At 67.4% G+C, this 23451-nt stretch carries 22 protein-coding genes and 7 pseudogenes; 18 read left to right on the plus strand and 11 right to left on the minus strand.

All coding sequences use genetic code 11. The features are described 5' to 3' along the window. Nucleotides 1-1167 carry an acyltransferase family protein gene (locus OG975_RS01290; protein WP_406326756.1) on the minus strand — a complete coding sequence of 389 codons (1167 nt, stop codon included), beginning with the start codon at nt 1165-1167 and terminating at the stop codon, nt 1-3. Between the two features lie 106 nt (nt 1168-1273). Between OG975_RS01290 and OG975_RS01295 the strand changes: the two are divergent. Further along, nucleotides 1274-1433: pseudogene (locus tag OG975_RS01295) on the plus strand (IS5/IS1182 family transposase); the annotation flags it as partial. Between the two features lie 127 nt (nt 1434-1560). On the opposite strand, the pseudogene OG975_RS01300 reads toward OG975_RS01295, so the two are convergent. Then, nucleotides 1561-1674, minus strand: a pseudogene (locus OG975_RS01300) (IS5/IS1182 family transposase); the annotation flags it as partial. A 309-nt stretch (nt 1675-1983) separates the two neighbouring features. Further along, nucleotides 1984-2382 carry a hypothetical protein gene (locus OG975_RS01305; protein ID WP_406326757.1) on the minus strand — a complete coding sequence of 133 codons (399 nt, stop codon included), beginning with the start codon at nt 2380-2382 and terminating at the stop codon, nt 1984-1986. Nucleotides 2383-2656: 274 nt separating this feature from the next. Between OG975_RS01305 and OG975_RS01310 the strand changes: the two genes are divergently transcribed. Then, nucleotides 2657-4174, plus strand: a complete 1518-nt coding sequence (locus OG975_RS01310) for a hypothetical protein (protein ID WP_406326759.1) — start codon at nt 2657-2659, stop codon at nt 4172-4174. Nucleotides 4175-4536: 362 nt separating this feature from the next. Here the strand turns inward: OG975_RS01310 and OG975_RS01315 are convergent, their stop codons facing one another. Continuing rightward, nucleotides 4537-5019, minus strand: coding sequence for a winged helix-turn-helix transcriptional regulator (locus OG975_RS01315; protein WP_406326760.1), 483 nt, complete (start codon nt 5017-5019; stop codon nt 4537-4539). Nucleotides 5020-5108: 89 nt separating this feature from the next. Here OG975_RS01315 and OG975_RS01320 point away from each other — a divergent pair, with 89 nt between their 5' ends. The 3 genes from OG975_RS01320 to OG975_RS01330 all read left to right on the plus strand — a co-directional run bounded on the left by OG975_RS01320 (nt 5109) and on the right by OG975_RS01330 (nt 8525). Continuing rightward, nucleotides 5109-5816, plus strand: a complete 708-nt coding sequence (locus tag OG975_RS01320; RefSeq protein WP_406326761.1) for a nitroreductase — start codon at nt 5109-5111, stop codon at nt 5814-5816. Nucleotides 5817-6335: 519 nt separating this feature from the next. Continuing rightward, the gene (locus tag OG975_RS01325) at nt 6336-7898 is read left to right on the plus strand and encodes a flavin-containing monooxygenase (RefSeq protein WP_406326762.1); all 1563 of its coding nucleotides are present in this window, start codon (nt 6336-6338) and stop codon (nt 7896-7898) included. 351 nt (nt 7899-8249) lie between these two features. After that, entirely contained in the window at nt 8250-8525 is a 276-nt protein-coding gene (locus tag OG975_RS01330; protein ID WP_406326763.1) for a hypothetical protein, read from the plus strand. Nucleotides 8526-8578: 53 nt separating this feature from the next. On the opposite strand, the gene OG975_RS01335 is transcribed toward OG975_RS01330, so the two are convergent. Next, on the minus strand, nt 8579-8788 hold the full coding sequence (locus OG975_RS01335) for an Arc family DNA-binding protein (protein WP_406326764.1): 210 nt from the start codon (nt 8786-8788) through the stop codon (nt 8579-8581). A 28-nt stretch (nt 8789-8816) separates the two neighbouring features. Between OG975_RS01335 and OG975_RS01340 the strand changes: the two genes are divergently transcribed. The 8 genes from OG975_RS01340 (at nt 8817) to OG975_RS01375 (ending at nt 18814) form a co-directional block, all read left to right on the plus strand. Beyond that, entirely contained in the window at nt 8817-10106 is a 1290-nt protein-coding gene (locus tag OG975_RS01340; RefSeq protein WP_406326765.1) for an RNA-guided endonuclease InsQ/TnpB family protein, read from the plus strand. Nucleotides 10107-10987: 881 nt separating this feature from the next. Continuing rightward, nucleotides 10988-11479, plus strand: a complete 492-nt coding sequence (locus OG975_RS01345) for a DUF2975 domain-containing protein (protein ID WP_406326766.1) — start codon at nt 10988-10990, stop codon at nt 11477-11479. Beyond that, nucleotides 11479-11700: a helix-turn-helix transcriptional regulator gene (locus OG975_RS01350; RefSeq protein WP_181648025.1), complete on the plus strand. Its 222-nt coding sequence runs from the start codon at nt 11479-11481 to the stop codon at nt 11698-11700. Before OG975_RS01345 ends, OG975_RS01350 begins: the two co-directional genes overlap by 1 nt. Before the next feature lie 111 nt (nt 11701-11811). Further along, nucleotides 11812-12327, plus strand: a complete 516-nt coding sequence (locus tag OG975_RS01355) for a transposase family protein (RefSeq protein WP_406326767.1) — start codon at nt 11812-11814, stop codon at nt 12325-12327. A gap of 279 nt (nt 12328-12606) precedes the next feature. Further along, nucleotides 12607-13869 carry a D-alanine--D-alanine ligase gene (locus OG975_RS01360; RefSeq protein WP_406326769.1) on the plus strand — a complete coding sequence of 421 codons (1263 nt, stop codon included), beginning with the start codon at nt 12607-12609 and terminating at the stop codon, nt 13867-13869. Between the two features lie 95 nt (nt 13870-13964). Beyond that, complete coding sequence (locus OG975_RS01365; RefSeq protein WP_406326771.1) at nt 13965-14798, plus strand: hypothetical protein; 834 nt, start codon at nt 13965-13967, stop codon at nt 14796-14798. A gap of 741 nt (nt 14799-15539) precedes the next feature. After that, nucleotides 15540-17651 (plus strand): trehalose-6-phosphate synthase, encoded by a 2112-nt coding sequence (locus OG975_RS01370; RefSeq protein WP_406326772.1) that lies wholly within the window; start codon nt 15540-15542, stop codon nt 17649-17651. Between the two features lie 572 nt (nt 17652-18223). Further along, the gene (locus OG975_RS01375; protein ID WP_406336109.1) at nt 18224-18814 is read left to right on the plus strand and encodes an isochorismatase family protein; all 591 of its coding nucleotides are present in this window, start codon (nt 18224-18226) and stop codon (nt 18812-18814) included. A 73-nt stretch (nt 18815-18887) separates the two neighbouring features. Here OG975_RS01375 and OG975_RS01380 read toward each other — a convergent pair whose 3' ends face one another. Then, the gene (locus OG975_RS01380; protein ID WP_406326774.1) at nt 18888-19046 is read right to left on the minus strand and encodes a hypothetical protein; all 159 of its coding nucleotides are present in this window, start codon (nt 19044-19046) and stop codon (nt 18888-18890) included. A gap of 25 nt (nt 19047-19071) precedes the next feature. Between OG975_RS01380 and OG975_RS01385 the strand changes: the two are divergent. After that, nucleotides 19072-19596, plus strand: a pseudogene (locus OG975_RS01385) (hypothetical protein); the annotation flags it as partial. 76 nt (nt 19597-19672) lie between these two features. Here the strand turns inward: OG975_RS01385 and OG975_RS01390 are convergent. Continuing rightward, nucleotides 19673-19813, minus strand: a complete 141-nt coding sequence (locus OG975_RS01390; RefSeq protein WP_406326775.1) for a hypothetical protein — start codon at nt 19811-19813, stop codon at nt 19673-19675. A gap of 111 nt (nt 19814-19924) precedes the next feature. Here OG975_RS01390 and OG975_RS01395 point away from each other — a divergent pair, with 111 nt between their 5' ends. After that, on the plus strand, nt 19925-20281 hold the full coding sequence (locus OG975_RS01395; RefSeq protein WP_406326776.1) for a hypothetical protein: 357 nt from the start codon (nt 19925-19927) through the stop codon (nt 20279-20281). Between the two features lie 58 nt (nt 20282-20339). On the opposite strand, the gene OG975_RS01400 is transcribed toward OG975_RS01395, so the two are convergent. From OG975_RS01400 to OG975_RS01410, 3 genes and pseudogenes are all read right to left on the minus strand, one after another. Next, on the minus strand, nt 20340-20477 hold the full coding sequence (locus tag OG975_RS01400) for a hypothetical protein (protein WP_406326778.1): 138 nt from the start codon (nt 20475-20477) through the stop codon (nt 20340-20342). A gap of 3 nt (nt 20478-20480) precedes the next feature. Continuing rightward, nucleotides 20481-20717 (minus strand): annotated as a pseudogene (locus OG975_RS01405) (integrase core domain-containing protein); the annotation flags it as partial. Nucleotides 20718-20751: 34 nt separating this feature from the next. Beyond that, nucleotides 20752-20880: pseudogene (locus OG975_RS01410) on the minus strand (transposase); the annotation flags it as partial. 68 nt (nt 20881-20948) lie between these two features. Between OG975_RS01410 and OG975_RS01415 the strand changes: the two are divergent. After that, nucleotides 20949-21638: pseudogene (locus OG975_RS01415) on the plus strand (IS5 family transposase); the annotation flags it as partial. A 33-nt stretch (nt 21639-21671) separates the two neighbouring features. On the opposite strand, the gene OG975_RS01420 reads toward OG975_RS01415, so the two are convergent. Beyond that, nucleotides 21672-22037 carry a hypothetical protein gene (locus tag OG975_RS01420; RefSeq protein ID WP_406326779.1) on the minus strand — a complete coding sequence of 122 codons (366 nt, stop codon included), beginning with the start codon at nt 22035-22037 and terminating at the stop codon, nt 21672-21674. 559 nt (nt 22038-22596) lie between these two features. On the opposite strand from OG975_RS01420, the gene OG975_RS01425 reads away from it, so the two are divergent. Continuing rightward, on the plus strand, nt 22597-22995 hold the full coding sequence (locus OG975_RS01425) for a hypothetical protein (RefSeq protein WP_406326780.1): 399 nt from the start codon (nt 22597-22599) through the stop codon (nt 22993-22995). After that, nucleotides 22926-23372 (plus strand): annotated as a pseudogene (locus OG975_RS01430) (transposase family protein); the annotation flags it as partial. The gene OG975_RS01425 and the pseudogene OG975_RS01430, both read left to right, overlap by 70 nt. Nucleotides 23373-23451: the final 79 nt, after the last annotated feature.

Genomic DNA, 23451 nt, shown 5'->3' on the forward strand with positions numbered 1-23451 from the left:
TCAGTAGTCGGATACGGACGCTGTGCTGTGTTCAAGGCGGCCGGACGACACGGCGCGGGTGCCCCGAGCGAAGCGCGCCTGGATTGGCCGTTCGTACCGTCGATGGACCAGCAGAGCCACCACCTGCGCCGCCACCATCAACCCCGCTGCAAACAGGACGCCGTTCAGCACGGCGAACCGGTGATTGACGCCGACGGCCTGCCGGGCGGACATCAACAAGGGAAAGTGAACGATGTAGAGGGCATACGAAGCCTCCCCCAGCGTGACCACGGCCGGCCGGGCGAGCAAACGGCTCCGACCTTGGATGTCTCGCACGGCCAGCCCGGCAATGATCAAGGAGAAAGGCACGCCATAGCTGGCCCCGAGGCAATACGTCAGAGGAACGAATGGAGTTGCGGCGAGTACCGTCGCCAAGACTCCGATACGGATCGGCGCGTTCAACCGTGGCCAGGACCCCTCCTGGACGAGGCGCGCGGTGACGATTCCGAGCATGAACTCCGTCAATCGCACGGGCGGGAAGACGTAGGCGAACCAGAGCGCGTTCAGACCGAGCGGCCAGCCCGGGAGCGCTCGCCCACCGAGCGCCATCGCCAGTGCGGGGAACGTGAGGATCGCGCAGGAAAGGGCCAGCCACGCGCAACGCAGCCCGGTCCGGGTCAACCTGCGGGCAGCAGGAATCAGCACCGGGAAAAGCAGGTAGAAGAAAGCCTCGCAACAAACAGACCAAGACGGGTCGTTGAAGCCATTGAATACTTCCGGAGCAGGCACCCAGACCTTCACCAGGAACAGCTCTGCAGCCCCGCCCAGCACGGTTGCGCTGCCGCCGACCGCCATGGGGCTAGGGGCGGTCGTGACCACAAAGAAGAGCGCACCCAGAACCCAGCCCAACGCGTGGTTGGGGTAAATCTTCCCAAAGCGGCGTCGCCAGAAGGCTCGGGCACGATCCCCCGGCCGGTACGACCAGGCAAGTACGAAGCCGGAGAGGACAAAGAACCCGGATACCGCGGAGGTGGCAAGCGGCGCCGCTGGGACGGAAAGCACAGCCTGCAGTTTTTCGCTGAAGATTGCCGAACCCGACAAGGCATGGGCCATCAGGACACAGGCCGCCAGGAGGAAGCGCAACCCGGTCAGTGACGGAAGTCTTTCCGAGCCGGCAGGAGACAGCATGCGACCGTGTCTCCTTCGCTCCGGGGCACAATTTGATACCCAGTGAGCTCTTGCTCCCGGAGAGAGGTGTTCGAAGTCTCAACCCACCGGCGCTGGAGCTACCCGGTTGGTTCCCTATCCTGCCGCACTCGACCTGCCTCACGCCCTGGTCGAGTGGGTCACGATGCTCATCGTCACCCGCGAGGGTGAACCGCCGCCGCAAGCTCCCGCCGCACCAGCGTGCCCTGTTCGGCCTGGTGTACCTACGCCGCAGGTCGGTGACTGCGGTGCCCGGTAGCTGGTCAGGGTGGCGGCGTGAGGGTTGTTCGGGGTGGTCATGCTGATGTTGGGCGGATGTCTCGGGTGTAGATCATCTGTCAGCGGGCTCCTTCGAGGTTCGTCAGGACGATCAGGTCGTGCGTGCGGCGGGAGCTTGCAACGGCGGTCACCCTCGCGGGTGACGATGAGCATCGTGACCCACTCGACCAGGCCATGGGGCAGGTCGAGTGCGGCAGGACAGGGAACCAACACGGCTCCTGTGCCTATGGGTTGAGACGTCGAACACCGCCCCCAACGACACGGGATCCTCGTGCGTTGCGCGCCCTCCCCCGTCACCCGATCAGTGGCCACAGCGAAAGAGCTCAGTGGACGATAGAGCCACCGGCCGCCCACTGACGGCAGCTCCACTCCGCGGACTCCGCTCCGTCTTCCTCACCGAACTGCCGCCGCCAGCACAGGAAGTCGAGGTTCTTCCGCATCACCCGCGTTCGATCTGCTCAGAGGACAGCCCTGCCTCCCGGGCCAGATCCTCTGTGCTGCTCATCGACTCGGGCCGGCTCAGTTCAGCAGCGCCGAGATGCGCTCGACGGTCTTCTGACCCGCACGCTGCTTGATCAGGCCCTCCTTGGCAATCGCCCGCACGTGCAGGGTGGTGGTCCGCTCGCCGTTGCGAGTCGCAGCGACGGTGACCACCACCGGGTTCATGTTGAGGGCTCCGCCTCCGGTGAGCACGCGGAGCGTCACTCGGTCCGTTGCTGCCTCTACCAGTTCTGGGTTCGCGCCAGGGGACAGCTCGACAAGCACAGCGCGGACGCGTTCAAGAGCAAGGTCGAAACCCAGCGGCAGTTCGCGGTCGAACTCACTGATGTCGTTCTTGAGGAACCGGGAGGCGATCTTCCCGCCGCGGTTGATGCGGCCGAGGGCTTCCGCCAGGAGTTCGTCCTCTGGCTGCGGCATCCGGCGCCCCCTTCTTACCTGCACGATCGAAACGGCTCCGCCAAGACTGCTCTACCCCACCGGTGTTTTCAACGGCGGCGGTCCGTTGCCGCGTCTGTCCAACGCCTGCGAAGCGCCGTTGAGTCCCACCGCAGACGAGTTCAAAAGCTCAAGGAGCGCTTCAGTTGGCGGGTTTCGCCAAGTACCGCGCCAGGGACGTGCCCGGTGCCGCCACCAACTCGTTGACGTCGAAATCCAAGAGCCATTCGGTCACGGCCCAGGCAGGATGCCCTCTGTGAACCATGTCCTGTGCGGGCTCGCCGCCAATACCGCCCTGCCGCCCGAGCTGATCGACCGGCTGATCGCGGTCGCGGACGCCGACGTCGCCGCGGACCTCGCCGGCCGCGCGGACCTCTGCCATGCGCAGGCGGTTGCGTTGAGCTCACACGTTGAGGAGAGCGCTGTACGGCTTGCCTACGAGGGCCGGCTGACCGCCGCCGACATCGATCCCGCAGTTCAGCCGTACGCCGCCCTCGCCTTGCTCTACGAGCGTGCCGGCAGCCCCGAGTGGGCGCGCCTCCTCGCGGCAGATCCGGACTCTGAGTGTCGGGAGAAGCTGGCTGCCTGCTCCGGCCTCCCGGCCGACGTGGTGGAGACGCTCGCCGCGGACTCGGACGTACGAGTTGTCGCGGAGCTTGCGTTGTGGACCACGCCGGAAGTGGCAGCCAGGCTTGCAGGGCATCCGCACGCCGAGGTCCGCCGCGCGGTGGCGGCCAACGAGGCGACACCCCCGGGCGTACTGGCGGCGTTGATCACCGGTGAGGGGCTGCCTCCCGCGCAGCGGTGCCTGGTCTGCGACCGCGAAGCGACGCCGTTCGTGCACGATCCGCAGTGCCCGCGGCCCGACTGCGATCTGCTGCCGGGCGCCTCCTGCGACGGGTCCCACGAGTCCACCGTGCACGACATGCAGGAGGCGGCACTGCGGAACCCGGCGACACCCACCGAAGCCGCCGTCGGCTTCGTGGACCACCCTTCAATGCTGCTGCGCTGGGCGCTCGCCGCCAGGCCCGACCTGCCCTCAGAGGTGTGCGGACAGCTCGCCGTAGATCCCATTCCCGGCGTCCGGTCCAGCCTCGCCGAAAATCCCTCGATCGACGATGCCTTGATGCGCGTGCTGGCCAGTGACCGTGGCCACGATGTGCAGCGCAGGCTCGCACACAACACGCACGTGCCACTGGATGTGCTCATCCACCTGGCCGGCGCCACCAAAATCGGCGCCACCCTGCTGCCGCGTGTCGCTGCCGCCTCTCCTGCCGAGCTTGAGGAGCTGGCCCAGTCGCCGAACCCGGCCGCGCGGATGCTCCTGGCCCAACGACGCGATCTGCCGACCGAGATCCGGGACGCGCTGGCCACCGACGCCGACGCGAAAGTGGTCAAGTCCATCGCTCCGCACCCGGGCCTCTCCGAAGCACAGCTGCGTGCCATGGTCCACCGGCACGGGGTCCGGGTCGTTGCCAAGGTGGCGGCCAACCCGGACGCGACTCCGGCGCTGCTGGAACAGCTGACCCGGCACGAACCATCGGTACAGAAGGCGTTCCGTGAAGTCGCCCGGCATCGCAATGCGACGGCCCCGGCGCTGCTCGCCTGCTTGGCGGACAGACAGGCGAGGCCCATAGCCGCCGGCCATCCGGCACTCCCGCCGCCGGTCATCGTAGAGCTGCTCACCGACGCCGACTGGCAGGTAGCGGAAGCGGCAGCCGCCAACCCGTCGCTGCCGCTTGCTGTCATGTCGGACCTGGTGCCCTACCCGTAGTTGCCCTGTCTGCCACCTGGAACCCTCAGCCCCGCCAACGCAAGGGCCAACCCGTCAGATGAGGCGCACAAACAGCTGGCCCTCACGGTGTGGACGGCGTCGACGGCCTCGCTCAGAGACGGGATCCCGGTCCGCTGCTCGCGGTAGCCCATCCCGGCGGGCAGGGAGTCCGGCGCCTTGTCTGTGGACGGTCACGCAATGCGCCACGGCTGCGGTCACGGAAATCCCCGGGTCCTCGACCGGTTGCGCGTCCTCGCTCTGGCCGGTGCCTGAGCCGTCACCCCGCTCGCTCGCAGGCCCGTCGAACTGCCCGGCCGACCTCGTCACGAGTGGAGCAGGCCCCCGGTGGCTCGGACCGTCCGTCACTGGTCTGACTCACCTTGGGATTGGCTGAGGTGGGCGAGGATGCCTGGTCCTGGCTCCGGGATGATGTCGTGTGCGGTGACACCGGTTCCACACGTGTCGCAGGTGAGCCGCACATGGGCCTCGCCGGTGCAGTCTCGGTGGCGGTAGCGCGCGGGCGGTCCGTCGGGTGCCATGTAGGTGTCGCCCCAGTCCCTGATCGCGATAAGGATCGGGTAGATGTCGTGGCCCTTGCGGGTCAGGCGGTATTCCGGGTGGTCGCCGTCGTCCGCCTGCCGCCGGTCCAGGATGCCGTGCTCGACCAGCCGCCCAAGGCGGTCCTGCAGTCGGCTCCGGGAGATGCCCAGTGCGCTCTGGAACTCGTTGAACCGGCGAACGCCGGCGAACGACGCCTTCAGGACCAGCAGCGTCCAACGGTCACCGAGGATCACCAGCGGGCGCGTGATCGAGCACGGCAGGTCAGCAAGGTCTTCGTAACGCACACCACGACTCTACCCGGGCAGTTTCAAAACGAGACCACCCCGGCTAGTGTGCGGTCTCGAAACGAGACCACATTGGCGGAGGCGTCCCCTTGAACCCGACCAGCACCCACCCCGGCACCAGCACCGACCTGCACGAGGCGCTGAGCCGGATCCTCGCCGACCGGTTCACCTGCCGCCAGTTCCGACCCGACCCCATCCCCCGGGAGACCATCGACCAGCTGCTGCAGCTGGCCCAGCGCACCCCGTCCTGGTGCAACACCCAGCCCTGGCAGCTGCACATCACCGAAGGCGCCGCGACAGAGCGGCTTCGCACCAACCTCCTGGCCCACGTCCAGAGCCACTCGGAGTCGCCCGACTTCCCGTTCCCCGCCCAGTACACCGGCGCCTATCGGCAGCGCCGACGCGAATGCGGCCTCCAGCTCTACGGCAGCCTCGGCATCGTGAAGGGCGACCAAGAGCGAACCTTGCGTCAGCTGCTGCGCAACTTCGAGCTGTTCGACGCGCCGCACGTCGCGATCATCACCACCGAGGCCGACCTCGGCGTCTACGGAGCCGTCGACTGCGGCCTCTACATCAACACGTTCCTGCTCGCCGCGCACAGCCTCGGCGTGGCAGCGGCCCCGCAAGCCGCCCTCGCCGCCTACTCCGGCTTCCTCCGCGACCACTTCGGCATCCCGGACAACCGGCGCGTGGTGGCAGGCATATCCTTCGGCTACCCCGACCTCGACCATCCCGTCAACGCGTTCCGCACCAACCGCGAAGAGCCGGAGAACGTCGTCACCTGGCACACCGACTGAGACCGCACACACGGATCAGGCCACCAGGGGCGTTGCGCGCGACCGCCGCCCCTATGGGGAATCGTGACCGCGAGGGTGGGGAATTATGTGACGCTCAAGCCGCCTGAGGTGGGAATTACGTGGCCGTGCGCACTTGTCTGACGAGCCGGTATCACCGCCCACGACGCGGCCATCGGCGTCGTACAAGACGACCTGCTGGGTGACACCACCGGCAATCTCGTCGCGGGTGCTGTTAGTGACCTTGACCGACAGATTGTACGAGAGTGGGGCGTCCGTGTACCTGCCCGACCACGCCCCTACGCCGGTCGTGACCTGGGCGAACTCCGGAACGCCGGGAAGGCTCGCGCAACAGTTGGCGCAACCGACAACCGCAGCAGTTGGCGCAGCCCGGCGGGCGTCTGTGCTGGAGGGCGGTGTCGACCGAGCAGCAGAGGCTGGATGACCGTGTCTTCCTCGCATCCTCTCCCGTTGCTCCTGACAGGGGAGCTATAGCTCTCGGTCTTGGGGAGGAGCAGGCGTTTGCAGCACGATCCGTCACGCGGTGCGTCAGAAGGCAAGGATGCCCATGTCATCGTGGTCGGTGCGGGCTTCTCCGGCATCGGTGCCGCGATCCGGCTGCGCGAGCAGGGATTCGGTGACCTCCTGGTGTTGGAGAAGGCTCCACAGCTCGGGGGTACCTGGCGGGAGAACACCTATCCGGGCTGCGCGTGCGATGTGCCGTCCTCGCTCTACTCCTACTCCTTCAGCCCCAACCCCGGATGGAGCAGACTCTTCGCAGGGCAGCGGGAGATCCACGACTATCTCCGGACGACTGCGGAGCAGTACGGCGTAGGCGAAGCGTTGCGCTGCGGTGTCCATGTGCTGCGGGCCTGGTGGGATCGGTCCGCGGGGCGTTGGCGGTTGGAGACGACCGACGGCGACTACAGCAGCGAGGTGCTGGTCATGGCCACGGGCCCCTGGCACCGGCCACGGAGTCCTGAGGTGCCGGGGCTCGCCGAATTCCCCGGTCCGGTTGTCCACACCGCGCAGTGGGACCACACCGTGGACCTGGCCGGCCGGCGCGTGGCCGTGGTGGGGAGCGGGGCTTCGGCCGTACAGGTCGTCCCGGCCATCCAGGAACAGGCGGCAGCGGTGCACGTATTCCAGCGCACCGCCCAATGGATCCTGCCCAAACCCGACTTCCCGGTCCCTCGGGCCCTCAACTGGTGTCTGCATCATCTGCCCGGCGCGCAACGAGCCATGCGCAGTGCCCAGTTCAGGATGCAGGAGGGCTTCGGCTACGCCTTCCGCCACCCACGGCTCGTGCGCCCCCTGCAGGCAGCTGCCCGTGCTCACTTGCACCTCGCGGTCCGTGACCGGGGCCTGCGACAGGCGCTCACGCCGCACTACACCCTGGGCTGCAAGCGCCTGCTGACCTCGAGCACCTACTACCCAGCGCTGGCAAGGCCCCACGTCCACCTTCACCCCACCGCTGTGTCCGCCGCTCGCGGGAACCGCCTCATCGGCGCCGACGGCACCCAGACCGAGGCCGACGTGGTGATCCTGGCCACCGGCTTCCACATCGGCGAGCTACCGCTGGCACGACGCGTGCACGGCACGGACGGCCTGACCCTGCACGAGACCTGGGCCGAGGGACCCGAGGCCTACCTCGGCACCACCGTCAGCGGCTTCCCCAACCTCTTCCTCCTCCTGGGCCCCAACATCCTCAGCGGCTCCACCTCCGCCATCACCGTCCTCGAAGCCCAGCTCACCTACCTGCGCGCAGCCCTGACACACCGACGCCGGGGCGGCTACACCTCCCTGGACGTGAAACCGGCGGTCCAGGCCACGTACAACACCGCGTTGCAGGACGCGCTGCGCACGACCGTGTACGACGCCGGCCACTGCTCCAGCTACTACCTCAGCCCCAGCGGGCAGAACACCTTCTCCTGGCCCTGGTCCACCGGCCGACTCATCCGCAGCCTCAGCCACTTCGACCCAGCGACCTACACCCTTCAAGCACCCTCTCTGCCCAGCCCCCGGTCCGCGCCCATCACGCCGCATCACACCAGCACCGTCGGTAAGAACGAAACCTCCGCGTGACACAGCAGCCGCCACGACAGCCTCACGGCCGCGCCCGAGACACTCGTCTCCGACAACGGTCACGCCGCGAAGGGGCCCCGGCAAAGTCCGTGAGGCGAAACCCTCAGCGGGCCGCGCGGGGCTGGGCGCGAGAAGGGCGTGACACCGCCATAGTTAGACGGACAGACCGGGAGTCATGGCCTGTGGTCCTGAGTATGTCGATGACGGGCAGCAACGCCTGTTGGTGAGTTCCAGCAACGACCGGGTGGGGGTCGGCGTCTGGAATACGGCCACGTTCGGCATGGTCGAGGTGGCAGCAGAGGTCGGGCGGCTGGGGCGCCGTGTCCGGACTGCGGCCGCTTCTCGGACCGGGTGCACGACCGCTATCACCGTAGGTTGAAGGACCTTCCGCTCGCTGAACAGGGCTTCGTGATTCGGTTGACGGTCCGGCGTTTTATGTGTGGGGCGGGGGACTGTCCGCGTCGGACATTCGCCGAGCCGATCTCCAGGTTGACAGTCCCGTACGCATGGTTCACCACCCGGCTCAACCACGTCCTGGAGCGAGTGGGGCTCGCGCTGGCCGGGCGGGCCGGCGCCCGGCTGGCCGCTGAGCGGCTCGGGACCCCTCGGCCGGCGGGCCGAACGTAAGAAGGCCGCGCACACCCTGGTCCACCTTGCTTTCGGGCAGGGTGCCCGGTCCTTCAGGGTCGGGGTGAGTGCCCGCTCCCGCGTCGCGGGGCAGGGGAAGCCGGATCGCCGCCGGGGCGATCCGGCGTTTCGGGAGAGATGACGCTGAGGCCGACCTCAAGCAGGTGCAGCATCTCGGAGTTGAGGGACCGCCGGTCGGTGGCTGCCTGGTCGGTCAGCCGTTGGTGCAGGTCTTCGGGGAGACGGAGCGTGAACTTGACCATGCCGTCATTCTGCCGCCATTATGACGGCATGTCACGTTTCCGGATGTACCCGACGGGCGGGCAGGCGGGCATCATGCTCGATCACTGCGCGCACGCCCGGTACGTGTGGAACCTCGCCGTGGAGCAGCATTCGCACTGGTACCGGGGCCGCAAGGCTGCGCCCGGCTTCGCCGAGCAGTGCCGCCAGCTCACCGAGGCCCGGCGTGACAACGAATGGCTGCGTGCGGGTAATGCTGATGTGCAGCAGCAGGCCCTGAAGGACTTCGCCCAGGCCAAGAACGCCCGCTTCACCTCCGGCTTCGGTGAGCCGACGTGGCGCAGGAAGTACGTGCACGAGGGATTCCGGGTCATCGGCACCGACCGGGTTGGGGAGTTCGAGGCGGACGGGTCGCCGAAGCTGAACCCGAAGACGGGCAAGCAGGTCATGGGCCGCTCGGTAGTCGTGCAGAAGCTGAACCGGCGGTGGGCTCAGGTCAGGGTGCCCGGCTGTGGGTGGGTGCGCTTCAGGCTCACCCGCGCCGGGCTGCCGAAGGCGAAGACGTTCCGCGTCACCTTCCGAGGCGGTCAGTGGCACATTGCGTTCGCCGTCATCCCCGAGCCGATCGATGCCCCGGGCGCAGGCGAGATCATCGGTATCGACCGGGGCGTGAAGATCACTGCCGCTCTGTCGGACGGGCGGAGGCTGAACTGCCCGCAGCTCACGGTCAAGGAGCGGGCCCGGATCCGCAAGCACGAGCGGCGGGCAGTTCGCGCGCCGAAGGGCAGCGAGCGGAAAACGGCCGAGTACGTCAAGGTTGCCAAGCTCAAGGCACGCGAAGCTGACCGGCGCAAGGACTGGTGCGAGAAGACCAGCACCATGCTCGCCCGCACCTATGACCTGGTGCGCTTCGAGAAGCTGAACATCAAGAACATGACCGCCTCCGCGAAGGGGACGGTCGAGAAGCCCGGCAAGAACGTCAGGCAGAAGGCCGGGCTGAACCGGGCGATCCTCGCCCAGGGCTGGGGCCTGCTCCGGCAACGCACGGAGCACAAAGCCCCTGGCCGGGTCGAGGACGTACCCGCCCCCTATACGAGTCTGCGGTGCAGCGCCTGCGGATGGATCGAGAAGAACTCGCGCAAGAGCCAAGCCGAGTTCTTCTGCGTGTCCTGCGGGTTCACCTGCAACGCGGACACCAATGCAGCAGTCAACGTCGCGGCAGGACAGGGCGGGATTCCCCGCCCCCGGCGCTCAGCCGGTGCCGGAGGGACGACAACGGCCACCAGCCGTTCGAGCGTCCGTGAACCTCAACCCACCTGGGTTGGAATCCCCCTCTTTTAAGAGGGGGAGGATGTCAAGAGATGCTCGCCCAAGGCCACTCACGCCGGGCGATTGCCCGGCACCTGGGCTGGGGCCTGAACACCGTACTCCGGTACGCGAGCGCCACGCGCTGGCAGGACACCATCCGCGACAACCGTCCCCGACCCAGCAGGCTGGACCCCTACAAGCCCTGTCTGGAGCGCCGATTCGCCGAGGGATGCACCAGCGTCACCCGCCTACACTGCGAACTCGTTGCCAACAACGCGCCCGTCAAAAAAGATGGTCCGCTCCCACGTCGCCACTCTCCGCGGGGCTCCGACCGGCGCGCCGCCCCGGCCTCCGACGGTGCGCCAGATGACCGGCTGGCTCACCCGGCACCCCACCGCGCTGAGCGAGGACGACCGCGCCGGCCTGAAGGATGTCCTGGCACGCTGCCCCGAACTGGACACGGCTGCCGGGCATGTCCGTGACTTCGGCGAGAAGGCCCGGAGTTCGAGGACATGTACACCGAGGCCATGGCCCAGATCATCGAGGCGAAGCGCGAGGGCCGTGAGGTCCTTCCCTGAGGCGCCGGAGCCTGAACGGCCGGGCGAGGTCCTCGACCTGATGGCCGCGCTGAACGAATCCGTGGCCCAGGCCAAGGCGTCCCGCGGCGAGGGCTCCAAGCCGAAGCCGAATAGGAGGGCTGCGCCCCAAGGCTTCGGCGTAGTCGGATGGCGTCCGATTTGTGGCTAAGCGAGGTCGACTTCGGCAAGATCGAAACCCTTCGCATCGCGCCATGCCGCGGGAGGGGCGGCGGCACCCGCCATGGTGCGAAATCGCTGCCCGCCCTCCGACCCAACCCTTGCTTCATCTATCGAGATTCGATAGATTCCCATCGTATATCGATGGAAGGATGGGTCATGGGAGAGCTGACAGTGCGCGCGCTGCGCACCGTGCTCGTGGTGGTGCTCACCGGCACCGTGTTCGTACAGGCATTGATGGTGTGGGCGTTGGTCAGCGGGAGTGACCCGGAGGACGGGTCGCTCCCGCTGACCCCGCTGCGCGTGATCACGATCCTGGGCATCGGGACGGCCCAGGTCGCCCTGGTCTGTATATGGCAACTGGTAACGATGGTGCGACGCGGAACCGTGTTCTCCCACGCCGCCTTCCGGTACGTGGACGTCATCATCGGCGCGATCGTTGCGGCTGCCCTCGTGTGGTTCGCGGTCACGGCCCTGAATGCGCCCGGCCAGCGGGACGACCCGGGCGTCACCCTCATCATGGGCGGGATTGGCGTGGCCATCCTGGGAGTTGCGCTCATCGTGCTCGTGCTGCGGACGCTGCTCGCCCAGGCCGTCGCCCGCGACGTCGAAGCGACGCAGATGCAGGCCGAGTTGGACGAGGTGATCTGATGCCGATCGCCGTCGACATTGACGTGATGCTGGCCAGGCGGAAGATGTCCGTGGGTGAGCTCGCGGACCGCGTAGGGATCACGCCCGCCAACCTGGCGGTACTCAAGAACGGCCGCGCCAAGGCGGTGCGCTTTGCGACGCTCGCCGCGCTTTGCGAGGTGCTCAAGTGCCAGCCGGGCGACCTGCTTCGCTGGGAGGCCGAGGACAGCGCGGGCGAATGAACCCTGCCTGCCGACGCGTCATCGCCGATCCCGCTTGTCTTCGACCAACTCCGCGAGCATCCCGGGGCCGTACCCGGGGAGATCCCGGGCCTGCTGGAGCGTCTGGCCGAGGTGCTCGACCCTCGCGATCCGCGCGGCGTACGGCACGCTCTGGTCGTCATGCTTGCGCTGACCGCGTGCGCGGTTCTGGCCGGAGCGACCTCCCTGCCGGCGGTGGGTGAGTGGATCACCGACGCCCCGCCGTCCGTCCCGATCCGCTGCCCCCGAAGCGGTGCCTGCCGGCGGAGGCGACGGTGCGTCGGTTGCTGGGCCGCATCGACGGCGACGCGTTGGACCGGGCGGTGGGCCGCTGGCGGGCCGACCGGCGCGCTGGGGCCGACGGCCGGCTGCACGCAGTGGCGGACGACGGCAAGACCCCGCGCGGAGCGGCCAGGGCCACGGGCCGCAAGATTCATCTACTCGCCGCCTGCGACCACCTCTCCGGCCTGGTCGAAGTCGGAGAAGGAGTGGGTCCAGCCCCTCGACTTTCTTGTCGTCCAGGCGTTCGACCAGTACTTCGACGAGCGTCACGAGATCCTCGGGGCGGGTGTATTGGCCCAGGAGCAGGAGGCAACTCTCGTCGCGTAGCGGTTGGGAAGCAAGCTTCCCGCGTGGGCCATCCGGAGTTGCTCGGTCCGCTGATGGTCTTCCGCCGGTCGTCGGTGAACTTCGTGCCGCACTTTGCACACACGGGACGGCGGGCTCACGCTCGACTCTTCGGCGGCTTCACCCGAAGTGGCCCTGTACAGCGGCGCTGCCCAGGCCGCACAGGATGGCCTCGGGATCGAGTTCGGTGGTGCCGGCAGCGCTACCCAGAAGGCTGAGTAAGAAAGGCGTTCACGCCCTAGGAGGCATATAACCTACTGCATGAAGGCTGTCGTGCTGTGTGGCGGGGAAAGTGCCGAGCGAGACGTGTCTCTCGACTCTGGAATGTCGGTAGCTCGCGCGCTCATCGATCTGCGTTACGAGGTTACGGTGGTCGATCCGGCCGCAGATGAGCCATTCGTGTGTCGATCGAGCTGTGACCCCGGTGATCTGCCACAGACTACGGTCACTACTGAACTTCCGGTCACTGATGTGCCCGAGAGCCGGAAGAAAATCTTCGCTACGCTTACGTCGGAAGCGATGGTCGCTACACTGAAACTGGCAGATGTGGTATTTCCGGCGCTGCACGGGGGTTGGGGTGGCGACGGGCATGTCCAAGGACTACTGGAAATGGCCGATGTACCTTTCACGGGTGCGGGGAGCGCGGCGTGCAGTTTGGCGTGGGACAAGCAGCGAACACTACGTGTCCTGCGGGATGCAGGCGTCACTGTGAGCCCTTGGGAGGTGCATCGAACGGGCGAAAACGAGCATCAGCCTGGCGTGCTGAGTATGCTCGATGCTGGCCCTGTGGTGGTGAAGTGCCTCACCGGTACCAGCTTCTCAACCCTATTTGTGGCCGAAGATGCCGATGAAGTGGCTGCTGCTCTCGCGGAAGCCCCAGCGGGCGAGGAATGGCTTATTTCACCGTTTCTGTCGGGGAGGGAATTCACGGTCAGCGTCCTCGGCGATCGCATACTTCCGGTGGTGGAGCTTGAGTACAGCGGTCCACTGTACGACTTTGAAGCGAAGAACCGGCCAGGAGCATCGCAGCGTCTGTGCCCCGCTGAAATCACCGCCGAACTCCGGGATTTCCTGCAGGAACAAGCGCTACTCGCCCATCGCTCATTAGGTTTGGGCCCCGCTGAATACTCACGCGTCGACTTCCGCTGCAATAACCACGGAGAGCCCCACTGCCTTGAAGTGAACGCCTGCCCTGCTCTGCGAACTGGCGGTGGTTTTGCAACCGCAGCCAACGCCATCGGATGGTCCTTCCCTCAACTCATCAACGAGATCACCAGGCTGCCTCCACGGCCTCCATCTCCGGCCGACCTGGTCAGCCCGCCGGCGCCTTCGACCTGGAGCATGTCACCGGCGACGTCGACACCCGGTACGCGGATGGCCTCGAGTGAAATGTGGTCTGACCGGAGCTGCGTTGCCGTTGGTGATCTTCGCCTGTGTCGGTGCGTGGCTGGTTCTTGCCCGGGCCTGTTCCCATCCCGCTCTGCCGTCGTTGACTCTGGCGGGCAATGTGCCCGGCCTGACTGAGGGGAACGACTGAGATGACCGGTGTGCGGAAGATCGGCACAGGAGTACCTGCCGCCAGCAACTCGCAGAACCACGGGGCCCATGCCCCGGAGGGTATGACGCTCTTCGACCACATCTACGACCAGCCGGATCCCCGGGCCTACTTTCGCGTGCTGGGTTCGCTGGAATACCAGACGCCCCACCATGGGCAAGGCATCTTCCGGCGGGCCCTTTCGGCATACGAACAGACTGAGCCCGCGGCAGAACCGGCCACGGTGCTGGACATCTGCTGCTCATACGGCATCAACGCAGCCCTGCTCAACCACCATGTGACGCTGGATGACCTGTATGAGCACTACACATCGCCGCAGGCCACCGCGCTCACCACAGCCGAACTGATCGAGTGGGACCGCGACTACTACGCGGCGCGGCGGCGCCATGACGCGGCCCGGGTGATCGGAGTCGACATCGCCGCGAACGCCATCTCCTACGCACATGCCGTCGGCCTGCTGGAAGAAGGGTTCGCCGAGAACTTGGAAACCGCGGCTCCCTCCTCGGCCCTGTGCCGCGCGCTGCTGCATACCCGGCTGATTACCCTCACCGGTGGGGCGACGTTCCTGTCCCCACGTACGTTCAAAGCGGTCCTGGCCCATGTCCACGGCCCGGTGTGGGTCGCCGCGTTCGTGCTGCGTACCTGCTCGTACGCGTCCATCGCGGCGTACCTGACTTCGCACGGCCTGGTCACCGAGAAGACCATCACGCACACGTTTGCGCAACGACGCTTCACAGACGCAGATGAACAGCAACACGCGATCGCCGCGGTGATCACCGCTGGCGAAGACCCTCGGGGGAAGGAAACCTGCGGCTACTTCCACACCTCACTGCACCTCTCGCGCCCTCAGGAACACACGACGGCGTTTTTGCTGACCGACCTGATGCCGAGCCTGTGAGAGGACCAGCCCCACCCATGTGCGGGCACCCTGTTACTCGCAAACGAGGATCAACAACAGCATCAAGCCGCGGGAAGGCCCACTGCTGTCGGAACTCGTTAGCACTCCGGCCCCTGGCGAGCGCGCTGGTGCCTCCCAAACCGCTTCGGCAATCGCTACGACAGCGAGGGAATGGCCCACGGTTACGGGTCACCGGACGGGCCACGCCCCGCACACTGCTGCGGAAGCCCATCGCTGAGCCGCGTGGCGGTCGTGTCTCGTGGTGTAGTCACTGGCCCAGGGCAGTGGAGTGAAAAATCCGGGCCCCGCGAATGAGGTGGGCCGCGCGCGGCTAGAGCTTTGGACAACGGTCGTTGCGTGTGTGGTCGCGACAGCCCGATCGGATGGGACCAGCCGCGCGGTCGACGGTGGCCTCCACGCCGTGCCGATGTCGCCATGCCGTGGTCTTGGAGGTCCCTGTGTCGCCAGCCGACCCTGCCATCGATCGACTGGTGGAGGCCGCGCGCCATGCGCCTGCCGGCCTGATTGCTCGGCTCGTGGAAAGCGACGACTTTCGCGAGACGCGACTTGGGCAGGCAATCCGGGACCTTCAGAGAGCCCCATCGCACCCGGACGCAGCTGATGCGGGGACTGTCGTCGACCCGGTGACCCACGACCCTGGTTGGTGAAGCGCCCGCGCACTCCGGCACAAGGGCGGATTTTCGCGCTGCTGTAGCTGGTCAGGACCTGAAGGGACCGTCTGTGGGCGAGAAGACCGGCTCGGCCAGGGTGCTTGTGACCGACCTGGACGGCACGCTGCTGGGAGGCGATGGACACGATCGGCGCCGTCTGCGCGACGTCCTGAACCGGCACCCTGACATCACAGTGGTCTTCGCGACCGGACGCAGTCTTGCTTCCGTACAGGCGCTCCTGCGAGACGATCCCCTGGTCCCGTCCCCGCGCTGGATCATCGCCGACGTCGGGGCCAGCGTCATCGACGCCATCCGGATGGTCCACCTCGAAGACATACAGGCGAAGCTGCGCGCCGGATGGCCGGGCGCCCACCGGGTTCGAGCGGCGCTGCAGCAGTTCCCGCAACTCGTGTACCAGGAAGGCGTGCCCCAGGAGGGACGCTGCTCCTTCTATCTGAACCCCGAAGGTCTCTCGGACGACCTCAAGGCCACGGTGAAAGCGCTGGGATGCTCCTGGTCGTACGCCTTGGGCCGGTACTTTGACGTCCTGCCGGCCAGGGCGAGCAAGGGACGTGCAGTGCGGCTGCTCGGCCGCAGGCTGGGGTGGCCCCGGCAGGCGATGCTCGTGGCCGGGGACTCCCTCAACGACCTCTCACTGTTCTCCCAGGGCACGTACGCGGTCGTGGTCGCCGATGCGGAGCCCGCTCTGGCTGCCGGCATCCCACCGAGCAAGCAGGTCCACCACTCAGCCCTGGACGGAGCTGCCGCCGTCCTGGAGGGGATGGAACGCCTCGGCTGGCTGGTCCGCCGATCGGTGGTCGTCGGCTATCACCGCCCACCAGTGCGCTGGCTTGACGGCGGCTGGCGGCCGCCATCCAGTCCCAACGGCATCCTGCCGACTTTGCAGGCCGCTCTCACCGACGAGCGCCTGGACGCTGTGTGGGCAGCCGCCTATATCGGCGAGGCACCGCCGCCCGCCGAGCCCATGATGGCCATCGACGGCTTGCCGCTGTCCCTGCTGCCGCTGCGTGCCGAACGGTGGGCGGGTTACTTTCACCGCGTCTGCAAGGAGACGCTCTGGCCGGCCTTGATGTCCCAGCCCGGCCTCATCCAGGACCGGCCTGCCCACTGGGCCGACTATGAGGAGGTCAACGCCGCGTTCGCCCGCCATATCGGCTCCCTCGCCGCGCGGGGAAGCACGGTCTGGTTGCACGACTACAATCTGTGGCTCGTACCGGCCGTCCTCAGGGCCCAGCGGCCCGACCTGGCCATCGGGCTGTTCCACCACACGCCGTTCCCCCACCCGGACGTCTTCAGCCGCATTCCTGCAGCCGGGCAGCTGCTCAACTCGCTTGCATGCCTGGACTGGGCCGGCTTCCACACCGCCGACTGCGCCGACAACTTCCGTCGGCTCCTGACTAGCACCGCAGGGCCCACGCCGCGCGTCGGCGTGCACCCCCTCGGCATCGACCGCCAGGCCGTCGCAGACCTCGCCAGGACGCGCCCCCAGCCGCGGCAAGGGAAGGACGGCAGCCAGCTGGTGCTGTCCGTGGAACGACTCGACTACGCCAAGGCGCCCGTCCACAAGATCCGCGCACTGGATGCCCTCCTGGCCAGCTCGCCCCGGCTACGGGGACACGTGCGCTACCGCCTGGTCTGCCCACCGCCGGAGGTCGGCATCCACGCCTACGACTCCACACGCTCGGAACTTGAGAACGCGATCAACCGAATCAACCACCGCTGGGGCACGCACGGGTGGGAGCCCGTCGACTACATCCCCCGCAATCTGGACTTCCCCGAGGTCGTCGACCACTACCTGGCAGCCGACGTGTTCTGGGTGACCTCACTCGCCGACGGGATGAACCTCACAGCCCAGGAATACATCACCGCGTGCCACGCCATCAACCGTCCCGGCGTTCTGGTTCTGTCCCGTCATGCGGGAGTCGCGCAGCACCTGGGAACCGCGGCCTTGCTGACCGATCCACTGCGGCCACAGGACCTGGTCGACACCCTGCGCGCGGCACTGGCCATGACGGTGCACGAACGCGCCGCACACATCACACGCCTGGAGGGCCTGCTCAACACCCCGCCCCCAGCCGAGTGGGCCCACACAGTCATCGCCGCCATCCGTGGCGCCAGGGCATCGCTGCAGGGAGAGTCTAATCAACGGCGGATCTGCTGATCATGGAAGCGATGTGAGATGAACGAGGCCGCCGTGGAGCCTGAGGTGCAGGACCAGCCCGGCATCCGGCCAGCTTGGAAGCCAGGCGAATGCGCCACCTTCGGTATCGATCACGTCACAGAAAGTGGCGCACTGGAATGGGTCAACACGGACAGCGGGGCCCCGGGGATGTCATTGCCGAGGCGCCCGCGTCACCGCGGCCGGAGGCATGGCCACCGGCCTTGACTGACCATCGGCACAGCCGTTGACGCCGAGATTGATCTTGCTTGTCTGATCACTGAGCGTCCGGCGGGAGTGGGTGCTGAGGTGTGACCCAGCCCGGCCAGGGTTCTGAAGTGGCGACCTACGCGGGCCGATCTTCGGCGTCGGCACGAACAACGGCGTCACCCTGACCGGCGACCCGACCGACCCACCGCTCCCATTCCCTGTGGCCCCCGCGTGGGGACTGGAGGCCCGCTGCACCTCGTTGCCGCGCGCTGCGCCGGTCGGGTGATCGACCCGCGAGTGGCGCGCCCGCCCGTCGGCGGAAGGGCGATCATCGGGGAAAGGTTCAGCCGAGGGAAGGGCTTTCCATACGTCGTGCATTGATCATCGTCGATGTGCAGAAGGACTTCTGCGAGGGCGGCAGCGTTCTGGTGAAGGGCGGCGCGGACCGGGCCGCCGCTATCGCCGAGCTGGTCCGGCGCGCCGACGGGAAGAAGTACGCCTTCGTCGTCGCCACCCGTGACCACCACATCGACCCGGGCGCCCACTTCTCCGAGAACCGCGACTTCCAGGACTCGTTCCCTGTGCATTGCGTTGTCGGCAGCGAGGGAGGCGAGTTCCATCCGGACTTTGCGCCCGCCGTCGACTCCGGGCACGTCGAAGAGGTCTTCTTCAAGGAAGCGCACTCCGCCTCGAAGAGCGGTTTCGAGGGCTCGGCTCAGGATGGCACGACACTGTCCGCCTGGCTGAAGGCCCGCGACATCGCTGACCTCGACGTCGTCGGCATCGCGACCGATCACTGCGTGAAGGCCACCGCACTGGACGGAGTGCGCGCGGGCTTCACCGTGCGGGTCCTGCTCGACTACACCGCTGGCGTCGCCGCTGACACCACGCGCACCGCACTCGCCGAGCTGTGCCGGGCCGGTGTCGCGCTGAGCGGCGAACCTGTCGTCGCCTGAATAGGCCGGTTCCGCATCACGGACTCCTGGGTAGGCCCTGTATACGAGGTAGCAAGTAACCCGCCGGTAGCTTTCAGGGCTCCGTCGCGGCGCTCTTCTTCGGCTGGCGGAGCACGGTCTCCTCGCGGTCGAGGTGCCCGTAGACCGTGGAGCGGGGAACGTTGAATATGTCGGCGATCTGCTGGACGGTCTTCTCGCGGGCGTCGTAGAGCTGTTGATGGCGGAAATTCATCACTCAGGGCCGGGACACACCACTGATGGGTGATGATGTTGCGGCGAGCCTGGACCTGAGAAACTACGAACTCCTCTGGCCCGCATCGCTGTTCGCCTCTGACGGCGGGCGCATCCTTCGGTCCTCGAACTCCTCTTGGGAGGACCGGGCGAAATGGCTCATGGCGGAGGCCCTGGCCGACACGACTGCGGTCGCAGGCTTCGAGGACCTGCCCAACCATAGTGTGCCCACGGGCGACCCCTGGGCATCTACTGCAACCCGCTGGGGCAACCGGGCCGGGACGGACCAGCGGGAGTGGTTCACCGAGCTGGTCAGTCGTGCTGCCGAGATCCGGCACGCGGCCGTGCCCCGGCCCTACTGGCCGCAGCGTTGTGGCAGCGGGCTCTCCCACGACGGCAGCACGCCACGGGATATCCGGCGCGACTTCGCGCGGATCATCGGCGAGTTCGTCGACAACAGGTACCTGGTCGAAGTGTTCGGCGAGGAATGCGTCGACGACTCCAATGACCTGCCGGACGCCTCCGAGGTGATCGACCGGCGCCTCGGCGTCCTCGGCTCAACCCGGCCGCCAAGCACGGCCGGGCCTTCGGCTCCTACGGCTTCTACGGCTTCTACAAGTCCATCGGCTACACCCTCGGCCCGGCCAGACCGGCGGCGGTGATCAGCAGCCCTGCGGTGACGCCCCCGCGCGCGGTGAGACGGCCGCCGTCCAGGGCGCGTCCGGCCCGGGGCTGGACGATCGCGGCGCAGGCGGCGAGCACCGACACCGCAGCCCCGGTGCCCAGCGCCGCGGCGGCGGTGAGGTCGACCCGGCGTCCGCGCGCAAGGTCCTCGAGGAGTTCCTCGCCGCCGCGTCCTCGGGTCGTACCGAACGTCTGGTGGCGCTCCTCACCGACGACGCGACCGCGATCTCCGACGGCGCGGGCCTGTCCAGGACGCTGTGGCGCTACGAGACCCCCGAGCGCGTCGCCACCATGATGCGGACCGCCTTCAAACCCACTCCCGCGAAGCGGCGCCTGGTCGGCGGCTCGCCCACGATCCACATCGGGCAGGTCAACGGCTGGCCCGCCGTGCTCGTCGTGCTCGAGGACCGGATCGTGGGCGCCACGGCGTTCGAGATCAGCGACGGCAAGGTGGCGGAGCTGCACGGCTTCGCCGCCGCGGAACGGCTCGCCCGCCTCACCGGGATGTGGCGGCAGTGCGAATCCGACGCGGCGGCCATCGGCCAGGGGTGACCGGCGTCTCCGCCGCGTAATGCGCAGTTCCCGCGGATAGCGCGAGGCTGGGGCGGTATCACGGCGTCAAAGCCAGTCCGGTTTCGGTGTTGAATCCGTCGAGCAGTCCGGACTGGTACTGCATCCGTTTGAGGCGGGTGCGGGCCAGTACGGCGAGTTCATCGATGCTGGGGCCTTGACCCGGAATCTTGGACACGGGCTATGCGGCTGGGGCCAGGGTAGTTGATGTTGTGTCGAGTGCTGTTTCGTAGGCGATGGGACTGCGTTGTCCGAGGCTGGAGTGGCGGCGTCGGGTGTTGTAGCGGTGCAGCCAGCGGAACAGGTCGAGGCGGGCTTCGCGCTCGTCGGCCCAGACGCTGCGGCCCTGGAGCGTCTCCCGCTTGCAGGTCGCGTTGAAGGACTCGGCGAGTGCGTTGTCCGCCGAGCTGCCGACGGCGCTCATGCCCCCTGGGTCGGTTCGCCCCGGCCGCCCGTACCCAGTTCCGCAGCGTCTCCGGGTTGACTCCCAGATCCGCGGCAACCGACCTGATCGTCGCTCCAGGACGCGACTGGTACAGCGCGACCGCATCCGCCTTGAACTCGGCGGGGTAGTGCTTCATGACCACGAGATGTCCGTTCTCAGATCCTCAAGATCTAGTGTCTCGTGTGTCCAAGATCAGGGGTCAAGGCCCTCCTCTACGTCGACCGCACCGGCATTCCCTGGCGATACCTGCCACATGACTTTGCGCCGTGGGAGACGGTCTACGGCTACTTCGCCTCCTGGCAGAAGGAAGGCGTCTTCGACCAGCTCAACGGTCTTCTGCGTCGTCTGGTGCGGGAGGCCGAAGGCCGCGACGGCGAGCCAAGCGCCTGCGTGCTGGACGCGCAGAGTGTGAAGACCTCCGCGAACGTGCCCGCGGCCAGCCAGGGCATCGATGCCGGCAAGAAAATCGCAGGCCGCAAACGCCACATCGGGGTGGACACCCTCGGCCTGCTGCTGGCCGTCTGGGTCACCGCGGCGAGTGTCTCCGACAACGTGGGCGGCATGCATGTGATGTCCCGCATCGCCGCCACGAACCCCCGCGTGACCAAGGCCTGGGCCGACACCGGCTACCGCACCAAAGCCATCGACCACGGCGCCCGCCTCGGCATCGACGTGGAAGTCGTCCAACGCGACCCCGGCGTCAAAGGATTCAAAGTCATCCCCCGGCGCTGGGTTGTCGAGCGGACCTTCGGCTGGCTGATGCACCATCGCCGTCTCGCCCGCGACTACGAGGCCCATCCGCACCGCTCCGAAGCCATAATCCACATCGCGATGATTGACCTCATAAGCAGACGACTCACCCGCGAATCCACCCCGAACTGGAAGTACTCATAGCTGCCGGTTGACGCAGGCGGAACGCGGGCGCTCCTATCCGGTGGCCGGTCGCCGAGCCACACTCACCCGCGCGTCATCGCTCCTCATGGTCTGCGGCCAGCGCTCATCGATGACCATCGCCGCTCCATGGCAGGCGCCGCAGGCGTTCTCCCGCTCCAGCAACCACCCGTGGTCAGACGGCGACATGCCGACTTCCTGGATTCCGCACAGGGTCCTGTCGAAGATTCCGAAGGCGTGGGAGACGTCAGCAGGAAGGCCGTTCGCAACGGCCCTCTCCCAGCGCATCTCCATCGGCAGGTACGGCGGCCGCGCGATCTCGAACCACTCACCACCTATATGCGTGGCGGCGTAGCACCAGGAGCAGGACCAGATCTCCTCCTGCCACGCAGTCGGCGGCACGGGCCATTGCCACATCACGCTTCCACACACATCACACTCCACGAGCGGATCCTGACACGCTCACGCGCACGGCCACTAACCCATGGCCTGCCGGGACTTACCAAACACCCTTGCCAGGACAAAACGCTCTTTGAGACGTCGAAGCTCGCTCCACAACTGCCACATGTCGCCATGGCCGGCACGCTACTGGCTCCGACCACTCTGCGTATCCTGATCACCGCGGGCGCAAAGCCTGACATTGCCGGAGGGCAACTGTGGGCCTGCGCACCCTCGTTGTGGATGCCTGAAGCTGGTTGATTTACAAGCCGGTCAGGATCGAGCCGGACCGGCCGGTCAACCGACGCGTCTCCCCCGAGCTGACCGCTCAGTAGGTGCCCGATGACGACCTGCGTCGTCTGGCCGCATACAAGCTCCTCGCCGCCTACGACTCGCACCAGGCCGGGCAGCTCGCCGCAGTCGCCGGGGACCACAAGGCGACACAGCGTCTCGAGCTCGGCGACCCGTCCAAGCTCATCGACACCGCGCTCGGCTACTCCTCGGCTCCGAGCAGTCCATCGCGGTGCCCGGCGCCGAGCACGCCGAAGAGGAGCAGCCCCCCGAAGCCCTGCGGGCCGCCGAGGTGCAGGACCGGCTGCGGGAGTGGGGCGACAAGGAGCTGCTGCCGCTGCGCATCCAGCAGACCGAACGGTGTGCGGTCCGCGCCGGCGACGGCGTCTACACCCCCGCCTGGGACCCGGCCAAGAAGCGGGCGCTGCTGCGCTCCGTCGACCCCGGTTTCTACTTCCCCGAGTGGGAAGACGGCGAGCAGGACGCGCAGGAGCTCCCCACCCGGGTGCACTTCGCGTGGGAGCTGCCCGAGGACACTCGCCGCGGCCTCAAGCCCCGCCCCTTGCCGAGTGCGACCGGGTCGGCGACGGATGGGCCGACTACTCGCACAAGCACCGCCGGCACGGGGTGAACGTGCAGGTGGTCACCGATCCTGCCGGCCGGCTGCTGTAGCTCTCACCCGCCTTGCCGGACCGAGCCCACGACCTGACCGCTGCCCGCACCCACCGGATCATCCGCATCTGCGAGCGCCAGGGCGTCCCCATCCTGGCCGATCTCGCCTACCAGGGCGGCGGCCCCTGGGTGACCACGGGCATCAAACGCAGGCCCTGGCAGGAACTCACCCTCACCGAGAAGACCGTCAACCGGGCCCTGGCCACGGCACGGGCACCGGTCGAACGCGGCGTCGCACGCCTGAAGTCCTGGCGCATCTTCCGCAGATCCCGATGCAGTCCAAACCGCATGACGTCAATCACCAAAGCCATCCTCACCCTGGAGCGACAACGCTGAAGAAGCTCACTGATCAGGCTTTCCCCCGGGGCACCGCGACCGCATCGCCACGCTCACCCCGCGCCAGCGGGAGACGCTG

This window comes from Streptomyces sp. NBC_00203, from assembly GCF_045206325.1.
In the GTDB taxonomy this organism is placed as follows: domain Bacteria; phylum Actinomycetota; class Actinomycetes; order Streptomycetales; family Streptomycetaceae; genus Streptomyces; species Streptomyces lutosisoli.

Excerpts from the sequence above, each read along its gene's own strand:
- OG975_RS01290 (WP_406326756.1), bottom strand. The coding sequence starts at position 1,167 with ATGCTGTCTCCTGCCGGCTCGGAAAGACTTCCGTCACTGACCGGGTTG.
- OG975_RS01305 (WP_406326757.1), bottom strand. The coding sequence starts at position 2,382 with ATGCCGCAGCCAGAGGACGAACTCCTGGCGGAAGCCCTCGGCCGCATC.
- OG975_RS01335 (WP_406326764.1), bottom strand. The coding sequence starts at position 8,788 with ATGGTCAAGTTCACGCTCCGTCTCCCCGAAGACCTGCACCAACGGCTG.
- OG975_RS01340 (WP_406326765.1), top strand. The coding sequence starts at position 8,817 with ATGTCACGTTTCCGGATGTACCCGACGGGCGGGCAGGCGGGCATCATG.
- OG975_RS01345 (WP_406326766.1), top strand. The coding sequence starts at position 10,988 with ATGGGAGAGCTGACAGTGCGCGCGCTGCGCACCGTGCTCGTGGTGGTG.
- OG975_RS01350 (WP_181648025.1), top strand. The coding sequence starts at position 11,479 with ATGCCGATCGCCGTCGACATTGACGTGATGCTGGCCAGGCGGAAGATG.
- OG975_RS01360 (WP_406326769.1), top strand. The coding sequence starts at position 12,607 with ATGAAGGCTGTCGTGCTGTGTGGCGGGGAAAGTGCCGAGCGAGACGTG.
- OG975_RS01365 (WP_406326771.1), top strand. The coding sequence starts at position 13,965 with ATGACGCTCTTCGACCACATCTACGACCAGCCGGATCCCCGGGCCTAC.
- OG975_RS01380 (WP_406326774.1), bottom strand. The coding sequence starts at position 19,046 with ATGAATTTCCGCCATCAACAGCTCTACGACGCCCGCGAGAAGACCGTC.